The following is a 14,302-nucleotide window of genomic DNA, read 5'->3' as shown; positions in this document are numbered from 1 at the left end:
TGGCGCGATCAGCCGTTCAGGGCGGCGACGATAGGAGCAAAGTCGCTGGCGGTGATGCTTGCGCCACCGACCAAAGCGCCGTCCACGTCGGCCACTGCAAAGATCTCGGTTGCGTTCGAGGCTTTCACGCTGCCGCCATAGAGCAGGCGGATGGCCTGAGCGGTGTCATTGCCGAAGCGCTGGATCAGGGTCGATCGCATGAAGCTGTGGACTTCGGCGATCTGGTCGGTGGTGGGCACCTTGCCGGTGCCAATGGCCCAGACGGGTTCATAGGCAATGACGGTGTTTGCGCCGGTCACATCGTCGGGCAGTGAGGCGGCGAGTTGACGGCCTACCACGTCGAGGGTTTTGCCGCCTTCGCGTTCGTCGAGGGTTTCGCCGACACAAACGATGGCGGTCAGGCCTACCGCCCAAGCGGCTTGGGTCTTGTACGCCACCAGCGCGTCGGATTCGCTGTGATCCGCGCGGCGTTCGGAGTGGCCGAGGATCACGTAAGTGGCGCCGGCATCCTTGAGCATCTGCGCAGAGACATCGCCTGTATGCGCGCCCGAGGCGGCGCTGTGGCAGTCTTGGCCGCCGATCGCAACCTTGCCGGACTGCGCACTGGCAGCGGCGACCAGCGTCGCGGGGGGGCAGATCAGCACTTCAGCGGCACCGCGGGCTGCGTCTTGCAACGCGTCAAGCTCGGAAAGGGCGGTGGTGGTTCCGTTCATCTTCCAGTTTCCGGCGGCGAGTTTGCGGCGCATGTGAGGGGCTCCTGCTGGTGTTCGAGGTGTGCGCGCATCATCGCGGGCAGGGGAGCGGCGTCAAGGGCCGTTGCACGGGCCGTTGTCCGATGGCACAAGGCGGCCCGACATGACAGGAGGGCAAGAGATGATCCCGAGACTGGATGCAAAGGCTTTGGCGGCGGGCGATGCGGATGCGCTGGCGCAGATGCGGATCGCCGCCGAAGAGGTGGGGTTCGCCACGGTGTATAACACCAAGTTCACCTCGGCCCGGATGCGGTTCGTGCTGGCGGCGTATCGCGCGTTCTTTGCCCTGCCAAAGGAGGTCAAGGATCAGGTGAACATGGCGCGCACGGGGTCAAACCGGGGCTGGGGCGCGCCGAAATCTGAACAGGTCGATCCGAACGCGAACCCCGACTACAAAGAGGTGTTCGACTGCGGCTACACCTTGCAGGATGGCGATATGCGGGTGGCCTTGTCGGTCTATGCGCCGAACCACTGGCCGGACCGGCCTGCGGGGTTCGAGCAGGTGATCCGGGCCTATTACGCGGACGCGCTGGACGTGGCGCGCAGCATTCTGCGGGGGATCGCCATGTCCATCGGCACGGATGCGGATTTCTTCGAGGATAAGTTCGATTGCCCGATGGCCTTGCTGCGGGGCAACTACTATCCGCCGCGTCCGGATTGGGCAGGCGACAGGGATTTCGGTATCGGCGCGCATACGGATTACGGCTGTTTGACGTTGCTGGCGACCGATGGTCAGCCGGGGCTTGAGGTACAGCCACGCGGGCGCAGCGACTGGCTGCCGCTGCAGGCCCCGCCGGGGGAGTTCATCATCAATTTCGGTGAAATGCTTGAGATGTGGACCGAAGGCCGCGTCGTGGCGACGCTGCACAGGGTCAAAGGCGGAGCGGACGAGCGGATTTCGGTGCCGCTGTTCTTTAATCCGAATGTGGAGACCAATGTCGCGCCTCTTGGGTCAGGCAAGCTTATCCGCGCGGGGGACCACCTGACCAAGCGCTATGCAGAGACCTATGTGCATTTGCAGGGGAAGGGCTGATTGGGGATTTCTGCGCAGGTATTTTGCAAGACGAGTGCCCTGTGGCGTGTTTCGTTTCTATGGCGTTCTGCATTTATTAAGCTGAACGTCTGCTAGACGGGGCGAAGCGGCCATCGAATTTCTTTATCCAACGGCCGCTTTGATGTCGCGCCGTCAGGCTGCTGCCGTTGCTTCGATCTCGAACATCAGTCCTGGGATGGCGAGGCGCGTCACCCCCAGCAGTGTCATGGGCGGGGAGACGCGATGCGGGCCGAACCGCATGCCCATCAGATCGAAGTTCTTCAGCGCTTCATCCACGTCGGTGGCATAGATGCCGAGCTTGACGACGTTGCTCAGATCCATGCCAGCGCCTTTGAGGACCGCTTCCAGATTGTCGAGCGCGAGGCTGATCTGGGCGCGCATGTCGCCTTGATGCTGCGGCGTGCCTTGTCCGTCCACTGCGGTCTGTCCCGCGCAGATCACCTGCCGCGTCGCGCCATCTATCACTTCGGCCTGATTGTAGCCCAGCTTGATCGACCAATCCCAAGGGTTCACTGCTGTCCGTTCCATGTCGCAATTTCCTTTTTTCAGTTGCTGGAATCGGTGTAGGACAAAATGGTGCCAAAATATGTCACCATTTGTGCTATGCTTGCGATATGAATGTAAGACTTAGACATGACGCCATCGTGCGCAGCCTTCGTCGCAATGGGACGTCAACGATTGACGCCCTTGCCGATGAGGTGGGCGCATCCCGCCGGACCGTGTTGCGCGATATCTCTGCGCTTCGTGACGAAGGCTATGTGATCCATGCCGATGTCGGCCGTGGTGGTGGGCTTCAGTTGGATCCGCAGTCGGTCCAGACGAACGCTAGGCTGACGGTGCCCGAGGTCTTCGCCCTCTTGATCAGTGTCGCCGCCATGCGGGCCGCTGGAAACTTGCCATTCTCCGAACTTGCCGATGCCGGGCTGGCCAAGATCGAAAAGGCCTTGCCATCAGACAAGGTGAAGGACCTGCGCGCGTTCCTGGAATGCCTGCATATCGGCCAGCTGTCGCCGCTACAGGATTTGTCGGACATGTCGAAGATGGATCCCGACCTGCTTCCCGCGTTCGAGGCGGCCTTTCTGGGGCGCCACTTCATTCGGTTCGACTATCGCGATGCCAAAGGGCGCAAGACCCGGCGCGAGATCGAACCGCAGGCCATGCTGGTTCTGCCGCCGTTGTGGTATCTGGTCGGATGGGATCCAATGCGTGCCGATTTTCGGCATTTCAGGATGGACAGGATCAGCAACCCGGAAGTGCTGGCCGGCACACATTTTCGCCGCCGTCACGTGCCGTTCGAAGATGACGTCTGCCCCTACAGCGCATTGAAGGCGGAAAACCGAACCAGTCGTTTGTAGCAAATGTCGCGTTCGGGGATTTGGGGTTACACCGGTCACTCACGCCGCCATCCACCGCGCTGATCGTCTTGAAGGGTGCGACTTGGATGCCCGGTCTGTCGTCGCATCGCAAAGGTTACGCGCTTAAGCCTTAAGGTTCGGCGCGCCGTTTGCGTGTTCGGTGGCCAGCTCTTCCACGTCCTTGAACTTGATCGACTCGCCGCAGCCGCAGGCGTCGGCAACGTTCGGGTTGTTGAAGTGGAAGCCGGACTCGAGCAGCGAAGTCTGGTAGTCGATCTCGGTGCCGAAGAGGAACATCTGCGCCATCGGGGCGATCATCACCACGGCACCGTCCTGTTCGACCACTTCGTCGTTCGGGTCGGGCGTGTCGACGTAATCCATGGTGTATTCCATGCCAGCGCAGCCGCCCTTCTTGACGCCGATGCGCAGGCCAGCGTGGCCTTTGGATTCCATCAGCTTGCGCACTTGCGTAGTGGCTTTGGGTGTCAGGGTGACGGCTTGTTTTCCGGGTATGCCGAACATGGAACCTTTCCTTTCGATGCCTTGAGTGTAGGGCTTTCGATGCGACGTGCCAAGGTGGTTGCACCCATCGGTATGCCCGACGGGTTTGGGCGCGCGCGCCCTTAGCCGTATTACATAAAGCCCAGTTCCAGACGTGCCTCGTCTGACATCATGTCCATGCCCCAGGGCGGCTCCCATGTCAGTTCGACATCGACATGTTTCACACCGGCCAGCGGTTCGATCGCTTCGGCGACCCAACCGGGCATTTCGCCAGCGACAGGGCAGCCCGGTGCGGTCAGTGTCATGATCACGCGGACTTCGTTTTCGTTATTGATTTCAAGAGTGTAGACCAAGCCTAGGTCATAGATATTGACCGGAATTTCCGGATCATAGACGGATCTGCACGCCTCAACGACCTGATCATACAAGGGATGATCCGTGCTGGAGGGTGCAATGAGGGGCGCACCTTCGATTTTGGGGCTGGCGTCGTTCATGTCGGTCCTTCCCGTGGGTTCCTGACCAAATATATAGGGAAAGGGTCGAGAGGGGTAAAGGGGGCGTAAGAGCCTTGCGTGATCAACACGTGACGTGCGGGGCCGGGCAGAGCGCCCGGAGCGCAGGGCACAGCGCGTGCCCTTTGCGCGGGTTACATAAAATTCAGACGGTGTCTTCTCGGTCGTATTGCGATCGCAGGGAGGAGATGACCTTGTTCGCGGATTGGCTGAGCGTCCGGATTTCACTGGCCACCGCGGAAAACCCCCGACCTGCCGCGCCGACGCGGGAGGCTTCGATCGAGGCGTTGACCGAGATAATCATGATCATCCGGCTGATTTTCTCGAGCTCGGAAATCGACGACCGGATTGTACGGTTTTGCTGACCCACATGGGACTGGCGTTGCGAGACAACGTGGTCCAAAGCGCGGCTGATCCCTTCGACGATGGCGTTGAGCGTATCGAGCAGGGTAGTCTTGACGAAATCGGCCAGCTCTTCGATTGCGGCGGTGCGCCGGGCGCTGACGGGTTCGGCAAGGCGTGCCTGAATGGACCTGGCAATCGACACGAAGCGTGCCAGCTCTTCGCTTTGGGATTGGCTGACTGCCTCTACCTTCACGAGAATGCGTTTGAGCGCTGCGGGGAGCTTCGATTTTCCTGATCCCGGAGTGATGTCGCCTGCGATCTGGGCGAACTCTGTGATGTTCTTTTCGAGATCCGCCAAGGCATCGCGACACTTGTCGGCCTTGGCGTTCTCAAGCAGCAATGTCAGCACAACCCGGTGTGACAGCATACGCATCTTGCCGCACTTGTTGATCAAGGTGGCAAGGACAGCTTCGGTCCGACTGTCGTCGTCCGTTATGTCGGCCATCATGTTCATTGCCGGGGTGCAGCCATGTCCGCGCCATCCAGCATGGTCTGCGCAATGAAGGTAAAGGCGTTGTTCCACGCTGCAGCATGGTCTTCTGTCCAGTCCGGACCCACTGCCCGTGCAAGGCATTCGACGAGGGTTTCTGCAACGGCGGTGTAATGGCCGGGTTCCGCGCCGTACTCGACGTGTTGTGCACCGAGGGCGTGCAGCGGGCCGACAAGCGCTTCAAGATCGCCGAGTTTCTGCACGGCGAGTTGCAGGATGGCCGCCAGTTTCTCGGACTGGTCCGAGATGTCTTCCTTGAACATGCCGCGCACAGACGGGGCCTTGAGGAAAAGAGTCTGGTAGAAATCCGTGACAAGATCATCGCGTGCCGTAACAGCCGCGGTAAACGAGTTCTGGATTAGTTCAACTTGGGGAGTGGTCAGCATGATGGGGCCTCTCGTGTGTGCAACAGTCTTGTCCAACGGCTGCTTTGCAAAAACGTGAAGGGCCCAGCGAAAATATTTGAGACGGCTCTGCTCTAATTCGCTTTGGGCTGTTTTTTGCGTCGCGGCACAGGGGTGGGTCGGACCTTTTCTTCGATAGCGTCGTACAGAAGCCCTGCAATATTCTTGCCACTTGCAATCTCGATCCCTTCGAGGCCCGGGGAAGAGTTCACTTCGAGCACCTTTGGCCCGGAGTTGGAGCGCAGCATATCGACACCAGCGAACCCAAGCCCGAATACGCGTGCAGCGCGGGCGGCAGTTTCGCGTTCTTCCTTGCTGATGCGAACCTTTTGCGCTGTGCCGCCCCGGTGCAGGTTGGAGCGGAAATCGCCCTCGGAGCCGGTGCGTTTCATTGATGCCACCACTTTGCCGTTTACGACAAGGCAACGGATGTCTTCGCCCGCTGCTTCCTTGACGAAATCCTGAACGAGGAAGTTGGCTTTCAACCCTCGGAACGCGTCAATCACGGATTCGGCGGCTTTTTTGGTTTCTGCAAGGACGACGCCTTTGCCTTGGGTTGATTCCAGCAGTTTGACGATCAAGGGGGCGGTGCCGACAAGACCGATCAGGTTCGATGTGTCCTTGGGCGAGTTGGCAAAAGCAGTGGGAGGCATACCGATGCGGTGGCGGGCCAGTATCTGGTGCGCGTGCAGCTTGTCACGGCTCGACGTGATGCCTGCGCTGCCATTGACCACGAAGGTGCCGATGGATTCGAATTGACGCACAATGGCGGTGCCGTAGGGCGTGATCGACGCGCCAATGCGCGGGATGACGGCGTCATAGCGGGGCAGGCGTTTGCCGTCGTAGTAGACCTCGGGTGCCATAGCGTTGATCGCCATATAGCAGCGGGTGGTGTCGATCACCTCGACCGAGTGTCCGCGCTTTTCGCCTTCTTCGACAAGACGGTTGGTGGAATAGTTGTTTTCCCGGCTGAGGACGGCCACGCGCAGGGCCCGGTTCGGCGCGATGCTGCGCACTTTGGGGGTGTGGTAGACATCGAAATCCAGCTCGGGCTGGTGGAACCGTTCGCTGGGTACGATGTTGACGTGATCCTTGAGCGCCTGACGGCCCAGCAGCATCCGATTGCTCATCGTGCCGCGATCCGTCAGCGTGATCTCGATGTCCCACGCATGGCCGCCGACATTGAGCTTGGATGCGATGACGTAGCGGCTTTCGGTTTCTCCATTGGACGAGGTGACGTCGCGCCGATCCACAATCGGGGCAGAGCAGGGGATCATCAGGTCTTCACGTCCGGGAATCGGGTATACCGCGAAACGCACCCGCGGCTTGCTGGCCGATCCGAACACTTCAATGTCTGCCGCATGCAGGGCCGAGGTGCGCGCGCCGGTGTCCACCTTTGCGCGGATCGCGGGCAGGCCAAGATCAGGCAGGCTGACCCATTCTTCCCAGCCGAAGGTCAGCAACGCCTCTGGTCCCGTGCCTGCTGGCTCGGGGGTGTTGGATGTTTTGTCGGACATGGGAATCGCGCCTCCTTGGCAATTCGGGTGATTTGGCGCACAAGGGCGCGCTCTGCAAGTAAGGCCGGATCATGACAGTTTCTTCTTCCTTCGCCCTGCACGCCACCGATGGACTGGCACGGACAGGGGCCATTACGACACCGCGCGGAACCATCCGCACGCCGGCCTTCATGCCCGTGGGCACGGCGGCGACGGTCAAGGCGATGATGCCCGAAAGCGTGGCTGCCACAGGGGCGGACATCCTGCTGGGCAACACCTATCACCTGATGCTGCGCCCCACAGCCGAGCGGATCGACCGCTTGGGAGGGCTGCACCGGTTCATGAACTGGAACAAGCCGATCCTGACGGATTCAGGCGGCTTTCAGGTCATGAGCCTTGCTGATCTGCGCAAGCTGACAGAGAAAGGCGTGACCTTCAAATCCCATATCGACGGGTCAAAGCACGAACTGACGCCCGAGCGGTCGATGGAGATCCAGCGCCTTCTGAGCTCGGACATCGTGATGTGTTTCGACGAATGTCCAGCCTTGCCTGCCGACAGGGATCGGATTGCGGAATCGATGCGCCTGTCGATGCGCTGGGCGGAGCGGTCGAAAGAGGCATTCGGAGACCGACCAGGACATATGCTGTTCGGCATCCAGCAGGGCGGGTTGGAGCAGGATTTCCGCGAGGAATCGGCGGAGGCTTTGAAAGCCATCGGGTTCGACGGCTATGCCATCGGTGGTTTGGCCGTTGGCGAAGGACAGGACGCGATGTTCGGCTGTCTTGATTTTGCACCCAGCCAACTGCCCGTGGACCGGCCGCGCTACCTGATGGGTGTGGGTAAACCTGACGACATCGTTGGTGCGGTCAAGCGTGGTGTGGACATGATGGACTGCGTGCTGCCGTCACGCTCTGGTCGCACCGGGCAGGCTTGGACGCGGCGTGGGCAGGTCAACATCAAGAACGCGCGGCATCAGGATGACCCTCGGCCTTTGGATGAGGAGTGCACCTGTCCCGCGTGTCGGAACTACAGCCGCGCCTATCTGCACCACGTGTTTCGCGCGCAAGAGATGATTTCGGGGATGCTGCTGACCTGGCACAATCTGCATTACTACCAAGAACTGATGCAGGGGATGCGGGACGCAATTGCCGGAGGCCAGTTTGCGGAGTTTGAAGCGCGGTTTCACGCGCAGCGCGCATCGGGAGATATCGAGCCGCTTTGAGCAAGCCTGCGCTAAAACCTTCTTTTCATCCGCCGTTACACATTCGAAAGAAGACATGTGTTCGGGAGGTTACATGGACGTAGAGAAGGTAGACGAGGGTGAGATCCAAAGCTGGACACCCGACGAGGTTGCGGGCGCATTCTTTCGTGGCGAGATCGTGCTGATCGACGTGCGCACCCCGCAGGAATATGTGTTTGAACACATTGCCGGGGCGCTTCTTTTGCCGATGCCCTATTTCAAGGCGCAATACCTGCCTTTGCAGGCTGACAAGCAGTTGGTTCTGTATTGTGGCGAAGGTTTGCGGTCAGAGCACTGCGCGAAAGTCATGCTGTCCGGTGGCTCAGGCGTTGCTGCGCAGTTGGCCGGAGGGTTCAAGGCATGGCGTGAGGCGGACAAGCCTTATGTCGGGACCAATACGATGATTGGCACACCGCAACGAATGGGGGGCAAGGTGGCGGACCAGCTTGATCTGCCGCCTCCGCTCATGGAGCGTGTTGAGTAAGCGCCGCACCGTTTCTGTCTTCCTCACATCGTAGTGTTCGAATATAACTGCGTCAGTGTATGTAAGGGGAGCGACGATGCTGACACGATGGACTTTGGCCTTGGTCGCCGCTTTGGCAGTTGCCAGCACGGTTGCGGCGCAGATGCACGGTCACGGCCATATGCATGGGGCCAACGGTGGGGGCCATGACATGGCCAATATGCCGGGTTTGCAGGGAGAGAACGCGACGGCCGCGGAAAGCGCGGAACTGGCAATCATGTTCCAGCGGTTCCAGACGATGAGCCGCGAGGTCGAAAACTTGCCCAACGGCATTCGCACGGTCACGCGGTCGACTGACCCAGAGGTGATGGATGCGCTGGTCAACCATACGGTGGGGATGATCGACCGGGTGGGGCAAATGAATGACCCCAAGATCTTCATTCAAAGCCCGACGCTCGATATCTTCTTCGCGCGGGGCGACAGCATCCTGTCCGAAGTGGATGTGACCGAGGATGGCGTGATCGTGATCCAGACCTCGGACGACCCCGACGTGGTTGCGGCCTTGCACACACATGCCGCAGAAGTGACTGCAATGGTCGAGCAGGGCATGCATGCGGTCCATCAGATGATGATGCAGCGCAGCTCGAACTGATAAGCTTGGGTTCCGCAGTGGGCTGAGCGCGATCGGGACCACGTGCCCCTTGCGACCCCCGTCGGCTTGGGGCAAAGCTGCCCAATCGCCCGAACCGGGCACAGGAGCCAAACATGGATTACGGAAAATCCGGCGCCCCCAAATCGACAAAGGGCACGCCGAAATTCAACCCTCACAAGACCCCGTCAAAAGACGCGGCACAGTCCGAGTCAAAAGCGGCGCTGCTGGCGCGGATGAAGGCGGCAGCTGCAAAGAAAGCCTCTGACTGACAGCTTGGTGGCACCGCTCTTGCAGGTGGCGGGTACGGTCTGTGTTAACGCTTGAACCAAAAGCCACCTTGCAGGCTCTGACCATCAGGATATGGTGGTCGCAGTCGGAGCACGGTTGAAACCTGCGGTGGTGAGACCCACCTTTAAGCTCCATGACCGGAGATGGTCAGCGCTGCCGCCGAGCGGGGCCGGTGCCATCTTGCCAATGATAAGGATACGAGCATGCAAGAGCCTCTTAACGCCTCCTACCCAGTGTTGCCGCTGCGAGACATCGTTGTCTTCCCGCACATGATCGTCCCGCTGTTCGTGGGTCGTGACAAGTCGGTGCGCGCGCTGGAAGAAGTGATGGCGGATGACAAGCAAATCCTGCTTGCAAGCCAGATGGACCCATCCGAGGACGATCCGCAGACCGATGGGATTTACCGGGCTGGTGTGCTGGCCAATGTGTTGCAACTGCTCAAACTGCCCGACGGCACGGTGAAAGTGCTTGTCGAAGGTCAAAACCGCGTGCGCATCACGGAATATGTCGAGAACGATAATTTCTTCGAGGCCCGTGCCGAATATCTGACCGAGATGCCGGGCGATCCAGCTTCGATCACTGCGCTTGTGCGCACTGTGGGCGAAGAGTTCGAGCGTTATGCCAAGGTCAAAAAGAACATTCCCGAAGAGGCGCTGGGCGCAGTGTCGGACGCGGATGCGCCGGCCAAGCTGGCCGACCTTGTTGCGGGTCACCTTGGGATCGAGGTCAACCAGAAGCAGGAGCTTTTGGAAACGCTCTCCGTGAGCGAGCGGCTTGAGAAGGTCTATGGCCTGATGCAGGGCGAGATGAGCGTTCTCCAGGTCGAGAAGAAGATCAAGACGCGCGTGAAATCCCAGATGGAGCGCACCCAGCGCGAGTACTATCTGAATGAGCAGATGAAGGCCATTCAGAAGGAACTTGGCGATGGAGAGGACGGCCAGAACGAAGTGGCCGAACTGGAAGCCAAGGTGGGTGCGACCAAGCTGTCCAAGGAGGCCCGCGAAAAGGCCGATGCCGAGATCAAGAAGCTCAAGAACATGAGCCCGATGAGCGCGGAAGCGACTGTCGTGCGCAACTATCTTGACTGGATGCTGTCGATCCCGTGGGGCGTCAAATCCCGCGTGAAGAAGGATCTGGGCAATGCCGAAAAGATCCTCGATGCCGATCACTTCGGTCTTGAGAAGGTCAAGGAACGCATCGTCGAGTACCTTGCTGTGCAGCAACGCAGCAAAAAGCTGAAAGGCCCGATCATGTGCCTTGTCGGCCCTCCGGGTGTGGGTAAGACGTCGCTTGGTAAATCTGTAGCCAAGGCCACGGGACGCGAATTCATTCGCATCTCGCTGGGCGGGGTGCGCGACGAATCCGAAATCCGCGGTCACCGTCGGACCTATATCGGGTCCATGCCGGGCAAGATCATTCAGGCGCTGAAGAAGGCCAAGACGACGAACCCGCTGATCCTGCTCGATGAGATCGACAAGATGGGTCAGGACTTCCGGGGTGATCCCGCGTCGGCAATGCTCGAAGTGCTTGATCCGGAGCAGAATGGCACCTTCGTGGACCACTATCTTGAAGTGGAATACGACCTGTCGAACGTGATGTTCCTGACCACGGCGAACTCCTACAACATGCCTGGGCCGCTTCTGGACCGGATGGAGATCATTCCGCTCGCGGGCTACACCGAAGACGAAAAGGCCGAGATCGCCAAGCGTCACCTGACGTCGAAGCAGGTCAAGAACCATGGCCTCAAGAAGGGTGAGTTCGAACTGACGGGCGAGGCGTTGACCGACATGATCCGCTACTACACGCGCGAAGCGGGCGTGCGGAACCTTGAGCGCGAGATTTCCAAGCTGGCGCGCAAGGCGGTGACCAAGATCGTCAAGAAGGAAGAAGAAAAGGTGGTCATTTCGTCCGACAACCTTGACGATTTCCTTGGTGTTCGGAAGTACCGCTATGGTCTGGCCGAAGACGAGAACCAAGTCGGTGTTGTGACCGGTCTGGCCTACACGTCGGTTGGTGGGGATTTGCTGCACATCGAGGCGCTCAAGCTGCCGGGTAAAGGTCGGATGAAGACCACCGGGAAGCTTGGCGACGTGATGAAGGAGTCGATCGATGCGGCAGCCAGCTATGTGCGGTCTATCGCGCCTGAAATCGGGGTGAAGCCTACGAAGTTCGACCAGATGGATATCCACGTTCACGTGCCTGATGGCGCGACACCCAAGGACGGCCCTTCTGCTGGTCTTGCCATGGTGACGTCGATTGTATCTGTGCTGACTGGCATCCCGGTGAAACGCGATATTGCCATGACGGGCGAAGTGTCCCTTCGCGGCAATGCGATGCCGATTGGTGGATTGAAGGAGAAACTGCTCGCAGCCCTGCGCGGCGGCATCAAGACAGTGCTGATCCCTCAGGAAAACGAGAAAGATCTGGCCGAGCTGCCGGACAATGTGAAAAACGGTCTCGAGATCATTCCCGTGGAACATGTGTCGGACGTTCTGAAGCTGGCACTGGTGTCAAAACCCGAGCCGATCGAGTGGGACGAAGCTGCCGAAGAGGCAGCGGCCCAGGCGATGAGCAAGGACAATGGCGGCGCATCGGCAATCGCTCACTAAACGCGTTCAACAATCCTGTTACCGACGCCGCCCCAGATCGGGGCGGCGTTTTTTTTGTCAGATGATCGAGATGCGATTGGCTCATTTTGTGGTCTGCTTTGGTTAAATCACTGGATAAAGTGCTCGTTTTTGCTATGGTGGCTTAATATCCGCCAATAAAAGTCAGAGCAGACAAAGGATGAAATTGATGTCGACGACCAAGAAAACGACGACTCCCGCCAGAACACCCAAAGCGTCCACGACCGCGACAAAAGCTGCGGCGCAGGCGCCGGAACCCGAAGTAGTGGTGAACGAAACGCCAAAGATCACAGGCCCTGAGTTGAAGAAGAAAGAGCTGATCGACACGATTGTTGCGCGCAGCGGCGTGAAGAAACGCGAAGTGAAGCCCGTGGTCGATGCCATGCTGGCCGTGCTTGGCGAAACAATTGCGGACGGGCGCGAACTGAACCTCGCTCCGATGGGTAAACTCAAGATCACCCGCATGAAGAAGACCACCAAAGCGCACATCATCACAACACGCCTGCGTCGCACAGAACCGCAGCAAACAGATGCGCCGGACCCTCTTGCACAGGCTGCAGAGTGACGCTAAGACCCCTGCCAATGGGTGATTAGCTCAGTGGTAGAGCGCTTCGTTCACATCGAAGATGTCAGGGGTTCAAATCCCTTATCACCCACCATTCTCCTTGTCGGTATATTCACGATGCGGCGCTTAGTGCGTGTTTTAGGCGTTTCAAGTATTCAAATATGAATAGGGCAATTCCGACATCTTTTGTTTCTTGCTCTGCGTTCATGACGTAACAGAGCCGTGCGGCACTCTTCCGAGTGTGGTTTATCGAGTGTTCTGCATAAATTATTATGTAGGAGAGTGTCGCACTTTTACCCACTCCAATTCATGCGTGCGCCACAGCCAATTTCTACTGAGGCACTGTGGGGTCTTCGGCGGCTTTTTCCTTTACGAAATCGATAAAGCTGCGGATACGTTTCACGTCCCGTAAGTCCTGATGTGTCAAAACCCAAAGGCTGCGCTGCGTTGGGGTGGACAGTTCTTCAATCGCTTTGACACCCGGAAGGTTCCTGCCGACGATTTCTGGCAAGCGAGCGATGCCCAGTCCACGCCTCACAAATGTTGCGCTGGTCTCCAGATTGTCTGTTCGCATCACGATCCGCCCCTGCGGAAAAAGCTTAAGTGTCTCACTTTCCGATGACACGACAACTCCACTGTGGATCACAAGCGGAACCAGCTTGGCTTGCTTGATCGCTTCGCTGGTGTCACCGAATTTGGCAAGCAAGTCTTCGTGGGCAAAAAAGCGTGTGCTGAGCCGCGCAATACGATGCCCCCATAGACTGGGCTTGGGGTTTTCTTCAGCGCGAAACACCACGTCAATTTCGCCAGCCGCGAAATCCGCCATCTCGTCGGTTACTCTGACTTCCAGAGTGATATCTGGATAGGTTTGCTGAAACTCAACCAGCACGTCACCCAGCGAATAGGGTAAAAGCTGCGCCGGTGCGCTGATGCGGATCAGGCCCGACATTTCGTTGTCGATGCTTCGCAGCGTGTCTTCTAGACCTTGCAACTGGCGTTCGATGCGTTGGCTGTGGTCGCTGACAGCCCGTCCAGCTTCTGTCGCGACAAGCTTGCCATGCCGACGTTCAAAGAGTTTGACGCCGAGCTCTTTTTCGGCCCTTGCCAATTGGCGCGACAACGTGGGTTGGCTTGTCTTCAAGATCCGTGCCGCTTTGACCATGCTGCCTTCGCGGTGGATGTTCAAAATGACGCGCAATGCGCTCCAATCCAGCATGGAATTTTCCGGTACTTTCAGGGGCGGACATGATCCTCGGTCATTTTGCGAGGAACTCCCAACCTTGGTCAATCCTCGATGCGGGACCGGTTGATAAAAGTCTTTGATCGAAGCAAGAATTCAGGCTTGAACACGCGCGCGGCATTCGTTAATGGCTTGCCGCACGGGTGATTAGCTCAGTTGGTAGAGCGCTTCGTTTACACCGAAGATGTCGGGAGTTCGAGTCTCTCATCACCCACCATAAAATCAATGACTTAGACCGGTTTTGCTAAGTGTGCTTC

At 58.7% G+C, this 14,302-nt stretch carries 16 protein-coding genes and 2 tRNA genes; 10 read left to right on the top strand and 8 right to left on the bottom strand.

Annotated features, from left to right (window positions below):
- Positions 1–8: 8 nt before the first annotated feature.
- The gene (gene tpiA, locus MCRY_RS10275; protein ID WP_085629492.1) at positions 9–746 is read right to left on the bottom strand and encodes a triose-phosphate isomerase; all 738 of its coding nucleotides are present in this window, start codon (positions 744–746) and stop codon (positions 9–11) included.
- Between the two features lie 127 nt (positions 747–873).
- Between tpiA and MCRY_RS10270 the strand changes: the two genes are divergently transcribed.
- The gene (locus MCRY_RS10270) at positions 874–1,785 is read left to right on the top strand and encodes an isopenicillin N synthase family dioxygenase (RefSeq protein ID WP_085629490.1); all 912 of its coding nucleotides are present in this window, start codon (positions 874–876) and stop codon (positions 1,783–1,785) included.
- Positions 1,786–1,938: 153 nt separating this feature from the next.
- Here MCRY_RS10270 and MCRY_RS10265 read toward each other — a convergent pair whose 3' ends face one another.
- Entirely contained in the window at positions 1,939–2,334 is a 396-nt protein-coding gene (locus tag MCRY_RS10265; protein WP_085629488.1) for a RidA family protein, read from the bottom strand.
- A gap of 86 nt (positions 2,335–2,420) precedes the next feature.
- Between MCRY_RS10265 and MCRY_RS10260 the strand changes: the two genes are divergently transcribed.
- Positions 2,421–3,161 carry a helix-turn-helix transcriptional regulator gene (locus tag MCRY_RS10260; RefSeq protein ID WP_085629835.1) on the top strand — a complete coding sequence of 247 codons (741 nt, stop codon included), beginning with the start codon at positions 2,421–2,423 and terminating at the stop codon, positions 3,159–3,161.
- 123 nt (positions 3,162–3,284) lie between these two features.
- Here the strand turns inward: MCRY_RS10260 and MCRY_RS10255 are convergent, their stop codons facing one another.
- The 5 genes from MCRY_RS10255 to rimK all read right to left on the bottom strand — a co-directional run bounded on the left by MCRY_RS10255 (position 3,285) and on the right by rimK (position 6,990).
- Positions 3,285–3,683, bottom strand: coding sequence for a HesB/IscA family protein (locus MCRY_RS10255; RefSeq protein ID WP_085629486.1), 399 nt, complete (start codon positions 3,681–3,683; stop codon positions 3,285–3,287).
- A 110-nt stretch (positions 3,684–3,793) separates the two neighbouring features.
- Complete coding sequence (locus MCRY_RS10250) at positions 3,794–4,156, bottom strand: SUF system Fe-S cluster assembly protein (RefSeq protein ID WP_085629484.1); 363 nt, start codon at positions 4,154–4,156, stop codon at positions 3,794–3,796.
- Positions 4,157–4,319: 163 nt separating this feature from the next.
- On the bottom strand, positions 4,320–5,027 hold the full coding sequence (locus MCRY_RS10245; RefSeq protein ID WP_203276105.1) for a methyl-accepting chemotaxis protein: 708 nt from the start codon (positions 5,025–5,027) through the stop codon (positions 4,320–4,322).
- Positions 5,028–5,029: 2 nt separating this feature from the next.
- The gene (locus MCRY_RS10240; RefSeq protein ID WP_085629479.1) at positions 5,030–5,455 is read right to left on the bottom strand and encodes a globin domain-containing protein; all 426 of its coding nucleotides are present in this window, start codon (positions 5,453–5,455) and stop codon (positions 5,030–5,032) included.
- Positions 5,456–5,547: 92 nt separating this feature from the next.
- Positions 5,548–6,990: a 30S ribosomal protein S6--L-glutamate ligase gene (gene rimK / locus MCRY_RS10235; RefSeq protein WP_085629477.1), complete on the bottom strand. Its 1,443-nt coding sequence runs from the start codon at positions 6,988–6,990 to the stop codon at positions 5,548–5,550.
- 71 nt (positions 6,991–7,061) lie between these two features.
- Here rimK and tgt point away from each other — a divergent pair, with 71 nt between their 5' ends.
- From tgt to MCRY_RS10205, 7 genes are all read left to right on the top strand, one after another.
- Positions 7,062–8,192: a tRNA guanosine(34) transglycosylase Tgt gene (gene tgt, locus MCRY_RS10230; protein WP_085629475.1), complete on the top strand. Its 1,131-nt coding sequence runs from the start codon at positions 7,062–7,064 to the stop codon at positions 8,190–8,192.
- Positions 8,193–8,265: 73 nt separating this feature from the next.
- Positions 8,266–8,694 carry a rhodanese-like domain-containing protein gene (locus MCRY_RS10225; protein WP_085629473.1) on the top strand — a complete coding sequence of 143 codons (429 nt, stop codon included), beginning with the start codon at positions 8,266–8,268 and terminating at the stop codon, positions 8,692–8,694.
- Between the two features lie 76 nt (positions 8,695–8,770).
- A complete protein-coding gene (locus tag MCRY_RS10220) occupies positions 8,771–9,325 on the top strand; it encodes a hypothetical protein (RefSeq protein WP_238939631.1) in 555 nt (184 codons plus the stop codon).
- A 113-nt stretch (positions 9,326–9,438) separates the two neighbouring features.
- The gene (locus MCRY_RS22870) at positions 9,439–9,594 is read left to right on the top strand and encodes a hypothetical protein (protein WP_171046197.1); all 156 of its coding nucleotides are present in this window, start codon (positions 9,439–9,441) and stop codon (positions 9,592–9,594) included.
- Between the two features lie 222 nt (positions 9,595–9,816).
- The gene (gene lon, locus MCRY_RS10215) at positions 9,817–12,222 is read left to right on the top strand and encodes an endopeptidase La (protein WP_085629471.1); all 2,406 of its coding nucleotides are present in this window, start codon (positions 9,817–9,819) and stop codon (positions 12,220–12,222) included.
- Between the two features lie 187 nt (positions 12,223–12,409).
- A complete protein-coding gene (locus tag MCRY_RS10210; RefSeq protein WP_085629469.1) occupies positions 12,410–12,805 on the top strand; it encodes an HU family DNA-binding protein in 396 nt (131 codons plus the stop codon).
- Positions 12,806–12,824: 19 nt separating this feature from the next.
- Positions 12,825–12,899: transfer RNA gene (locus tag MCRY_RS10205), tRNA-Val, on the top strand.
- Positions 12,900–13,136: 237 nt separating this feature from the next.
- Here MCRY_RS10205 and MCRY_RS10200 read toward each other — a convergent pair.
- Positions 13,137–14,021: a LysR family transcriptional regulator gene (locus tag MCRY_RS10200; RefSeq protein ID WP_085629467.1), complete on the bottom strand. Its 885-nt coding sequence runs from the start codon at positions 14,019–14,021 to the stop codon at positions 13,137–13,139.
- Positions 14,022–14,186: 165 nt separating this feature from the next.
- Here MCRY_RS10200 and MCRY_RS10195 point away from each other — a divergent pair.
- Positions 14,187–14,262 (top strand) — tRNA-Val (locus tag MCRY_RS10195).
- Positions 14,263–14,302: the final 40 nt, after the last annotated feature.

The sequence above is a fragment of the Marivita cryptomonadis genome (assembly GCF_002115725.1).
Taxonomy (GTDB): domain Bacteria; phylum Pseudomonadota; class Alphaproteobacteria; order Rhodobacterales; family Rhodobacteraceae; genus Marivita; species Marivita cryptomonadis.
This window is presented reverse-complemented; position numbering and strand designations above follow the sequence as displayed.